We start from the raw sequence: 4,318 nt of genomic DNA, 5'->3' as shown, positions 1-4,318 counted from the left end.
TGGGCCGTCTCCTCCTGCTTCTCGACCTGTCCTGTGCGCATACGACGTGCCCGCCCTGGGCGCCGGAGCCACCGCCCTGGGCGTGGTCGCCGGTCTGGGCGTAGTCGCTGATCTGCTGCTGGACGTCCGGCGAGACGTTGGGTGCCTCGTCGGGCATCTCGACGAGGTCGCCGCCGCGGGCGTCGCCCGGCATCTCCATGATCCAGCCGGGCCGGATGAGACTGGCCTCGGAGAGCTTGGACCCGTCCGGCTGCACGCGGTCCTTGTTGAGCTCGAAGATCTCCTTGTAGCGGCGCCCGTCACCGAGGTGCCGTTGGGCTATCTCCCAGAGGGAGTCGTGGTGACGCCCTTCGGGCGGCTGGATCCGGTAGAACTTCGTGTCGCCCCGCTTGGCGGTGCTGCCGCCGGCGTCGGCGTGGGCGGCGGCGTGCGAGGCCTGTTCGGCGAGGGCCGCCGCGGCGCCGGAGGCCTGCTCCTGCTGCTGGGCGAAGATGCCCGGGGAGGCCTGGGCGGCCGCGACGGTCGGCTTCTGGTTGGCGTCGTAGCTGTTCCCGAGCTGCGACAGCCCGGGCGTGAAGCTGGCGGCGGTCGCGCCGACGAGCAGCAGCGCGGCGACGAGCTGCCGCGCCAGCAACTGACTCGGCCCCCCGCCCGGCACCCGGCCCGGCACGCCGACACCCGACAGCGCGGCCTTCATCTCCACGAGCACGCACGCCGTGAACTGCGCCCACGCCAGCCACACGATGACGGTGAGGATGTTCAGGAACGTGTGAACGGTGATCTCTTGCTGCAGCCAGTCGAAACTGGGCACCCCGTCCGGCAGCGGCCACCCGATCTGCGTGGCCAGCGCGCCCGGTACGCCGACGAGCAGCACGGCCAGGGCGAGGAAGGCGAAGAACGCCTTCACGAAGTCCCCGAACGACCGCCGCCGGATCCGCACCGGCTGCGGCGTCCGGTTCCTGGGGGCGGCCGTGGTCCCCGCCGTCGTTCCCGTCGTACTTCCCGACGTACTTCCCGTCGAGCTTGACGAGCTTGAGGTGCGGCGTCGCGGCATGGCGGGTGTCCTGGGGTCGAGTGTCGAGTGTGGAGTGAGCCGAGTGAGGTGAGGCCGAGCTGTGAGGGAGGGGTGTGCTGAGCCTACAGAGATCTTATGGACTCTCATCGGGGTCGTCGAAGGGCGGATCGAAGGATCCCCGCGGTCGTCCCATTTGCCCCCGAAGTCACGGGTGTTCGCCGCTGGGCCGGGCACCCGGAGACGCGGCCTTCGCAATTGCCACGCAGGCCGCTCACGATCCCCACGCAATCCACCATTGGCCCTCAAAGCACCACGCTCCGCCCCTGATAGCTTCGTTTCCTGTCGCGTACACCGAAACAACGGGGGAGATCACCTGTGGCCCGCCGCGCATTGACCACCACTGCCGCAGCGTTCGCCACGACGGCGGCGCTGCTTCTGACCGCCTGTGGCGGGGGCGACGACTCGTCATCGGACGACATCAAGGGTGCGGGCAACAGCTCCGGCAGCCCGTCGGCATCGGCTTCGCCCTCCGCGGGGTCCGACGCCAAGCGCCCGGTGATCAAGCTCCCGAGCAGCTTCCAGCTGACCTTCGAGAACTGGACGAGCAGCGATCCGGTGGAGCAGGCGGTGCTCGATGACGCGAAGGAAGAGGTCCGGGCCGGCTACGCGGCGATCATCGCCAACGACCCGGACAGTGAAGCCGTCAGCTTCTACGACACCAAGGGTGTCCGCGGGATGACCAAGCAGTGGATCAAGTCCTACACGGACAAGGACCTCACCGTCATCGGCAAGCTGCCGGCCTTCGACGCCAAGGTCGGCATGGCCAAGAACGGCCGGGGAGCAGCGCTCAGTTACTGCACGGACGAGAGCGACGCCAAGACCAGAAACCGCAAGACCGACAAGGTCGAGGGGAACCCGGCAGGCACGAACCCCTACGTCCGCTACTCGGTCTCCCTGACGAAGAACGAGCAGGGCGTATGGCAGAACTCGTCGGTTCGCGGTGAGCGAGGGAAGTGCTCCCGGTGAGGGCGACGTACCGAGCGATACCCCTGGTCGCCACGTCACTGGTCGTGGGACTGCTGAGCTCCTCGCCGGCAGGCGCCTTCGGGGGCATGGGAAACGGTGTCCGAGGCGGCTCCGACGCCAGCGGGGAACTGTCCGCTTCCGCCTCGCAGTCCCGCATCAAGGTCACCCAGAAGAGCGGCCCCACCGGCGGCAAGCAGGGCACCGTCGCTTCGGCGGACGTCAACTGGAAGCCGCCTCCGTGCTGGTACGAGCCCGTCTTCACCCCCGAGCAGCTGAAGAACTTCTCGGAGAACGACGGCAGCGGCGACGCCGGTCTGCGCGACGGCTGGTACGGCTCGGAGCTCTGGACGGACCACTTCAGGGACGAGAAGGACGCCACCACCATCTTCACGAAGCCGGCGACCGTGAAGGGCTACAAGAACTACAACCTGGGCAAGAAGGGCTACTTCTGGCGCGGGGTGGCACCGGACGTGACCGGAATCGATGACACGTCACTGTGCAGCAGGCTGATGTTCTGGCAGGACGCCGGCGAGATCCCCGACGTGCCGAACGCCCCCACCCCCGAGACCCTCGCCGGCTACGACTACGACAAGATCAAGGTCCCCGAGACCGAGGTCGAGTTGAAGCCGGCCACCAAGTCGACGGTGAACCTGCCGACGTGGGTCTGGCTGGACAAGGGCACCTTCAAGGACGTCAAGGTCCGTGCGGAGCTCCCGGGTACGGGCCTGTGGGCGGAGACCACGGCCAAGCCGGTCGCCCTGCACCTGGACCCGGGCACCGAGGACGCCGAGGTCTTCCCCGCCTCCGGCGACTGCGAGATCAACGACGACGGCTCCATCGGCACCCCGTACACCAAGGGCGCTGCCGACAAGACCCCGCCGTGCGGCATCCGCTACCTCCGCGCCACCAAAGGCACCCCCTACCAGCTCTCCGCCAGCGTCACCTGGCAGATCACCTGGGAAGGATCGGACGGCTCCGGCGGCAAACTGCCCGACGGCACCTTCGAGACCACACAGGACATGAAGGTCCAGGAGATCCAGTCGATCAACCGTTGACCCGGCACCTGCCGGACGGCGGGAATACGACGGCGTGCGCAATCGCCATGCCACACCTGACGACGATCGGACAACGGAGAGACGCGCCTGTGACTCGCCGCGCTCTGAGGACGACAACCGCCGCGCTCACCGTGGCGGCGGCCCTGCTGATCACTGCCTGCGGCGGGGGTGATGACGGCTCGTCGGACGGCATCGAGGGAGCGGGCAAGGTCGCCGGCAGTCCTGCCGCCTCGGCCTCCGGCCCAGCCCCGAAGGGAGCCGAGCGGCCTGACGTGAGTGTCCCGAAGGACCTGGTTCTGGACTTCGACTTCGAGAAGCCGTCGGACCAGAACAGCGCGGCAGCCCTGGAGGACGCCGCCAACTGCATCAGCGCACTGAACCACGGCATCACGAAACAGGACCCGGCCGATCCCGCCTTCCAGTTCTACTCGTCGGGCCAGGCCGCCCGCTACGCACACGCGCAGATCGAGGAGTATGTGGACGGCGGTTGGACGTTGACGGGTAAGGACCGGTACTACGACGCCAAAGTCAGCCCTCGCGACGAGACCGAGAAGACCAAGACGGTCAGCGTGGCCTTCTGTGAGGACCAGTCCAAGGTCTTCGGCAGGGGATGTCGCGAGCAAGAAGGTCCACCGTACGAGGGAAAGCCCGGCCAGCTACCAGAAGTTCACACTTCTCATGACGACCGTGAAGCACAACCCGGTGTGGCGCGCTCAGCAGGTCACCATCGAGGGGACGTCAACGGCATGCAACCGGTCTGCGGCGATATGACACCGCCTCCACAACCGCCTACATCAGAACCAAGGGGAGATCGACTGTGGCCCGCCGCGCACTGACCACCGCTACCCCGCCTGAATCACACCAAGAAGCTCTTCGAGTCGTACAAGGACGACATCGGCGACGGCAGTGTTAATGACGCGCTCGGCGATTTCGAGTCCAACTGGGAAGACGGGCGCGAGGACATCACGCAGCAGCTCGATGCGCTGGCGAGTATGTCCGATGCCGTCGTGCGCGAGTTCAAGAAGCTGGATCACGAACTCGCCAAGAAGGTGAACGACGCCATGAAGACCGAGGACAAGCGGGGCGGGAAGGGCGGTGCGGGGGATGGCGGGAGGAAGTAGACCGCCGCGCGAGAGACGCGAAAGGGCCCCGGATCCGGGGCCCTTTCCTGCGCGTTCGTCAGGAAGCGACGGCCGCGTTGAGGTGCAGGTCCGCCGCGATG

General features: G+C 67.4%; 4 protein-coding genes and 1 pseudogene. 4 read left to right on the top strand and 1 reads right to left on the bottom strand.

What is annotated here, in order from left to right; genetic code table 11:
* A pseudogene (locus ABZ281_RS39995) lies at positions 1–940 on the bottom strand (hypothetical protein); the annotation flags it as partial.
* 450 nt (positions 941–1,390) lie between these two features.
* Here ABZ281_RS39995 and ABZ281_RS39990 point away from each other — a divergent pair.
* The 4 genes from ABZ281_RS39990 (at position 1,391) to ABZ281_RS39975 (ending at position 4,217) form a co-directional block, all read left to right on the top strand.
* Complete coding sequence (locus tag ABZ281_RS39990) at positions 1,391–2,041, top strand: hypothetical protein (RefSeq protein ID WP_356662888.1); 651 nt, start codon at positions 1,391–1,393, stop codon at positions 2,039–2,041.
* Positions 2,038–3,096, top strand: coding sequence for a hypothetical protein (locus ABZ281_RS39985; protein WP_356662887.1), 1,059 nt, complete (start codon positions 2,038–2,040; stop codon positions 3,094–3,096). Before ABZ281_RS39990 ends, ABZ281_RS39985 begins: the two co-directional genes overlap by 4 nt.
* 89 nt (positions 3,097–3,185) lie before the next feature.
* The gene (locus tag ABZ281_RS39980) at positions 3,186–3,932 is read left to right on the top strand and encodes a hypothetical protein (RefSeq protein ID WP_356662886.1); all 747 of its coding nucleotides are present in this window, start codon (positions 3,186–3,188) and stop codon (positions 3,930–3,932) included.
* A 15-nt stretch (positions 3,933–3,947) separates the two neighbouring features.
* Positions 3,948–4,217 carry a hypothetical protein gene (locus ABZ281_RS39975; RefSeq protein ID WP_356662889.1) on the top strand — a complete coding sequence of 90 codons (270 nt, stop codon included), beginning with the start codon at positions 3,948–3,950 and terminating at the stop codon, positions 4,215–4,217.
* Positions 4,218–4,318 lie beyond the last annotated feature (101 nt).

The sequence above is a fragment of the Streptomyces sp. NPDC006265 genome (genome assembly GCF_040613555.1).
In the GTDB taxonomy this organism is placed as follows: domain Bacteria; phylum Actinomycetota; class Actinomycetes; order Streptomycetales; family Streptomycetaceae; genus Streptomyces.
The sequence above is the reverse complement of the archived record's forward strand: the minus strand, read 5'-3'. Positions and strand labels throughout refer to the sequence as shown.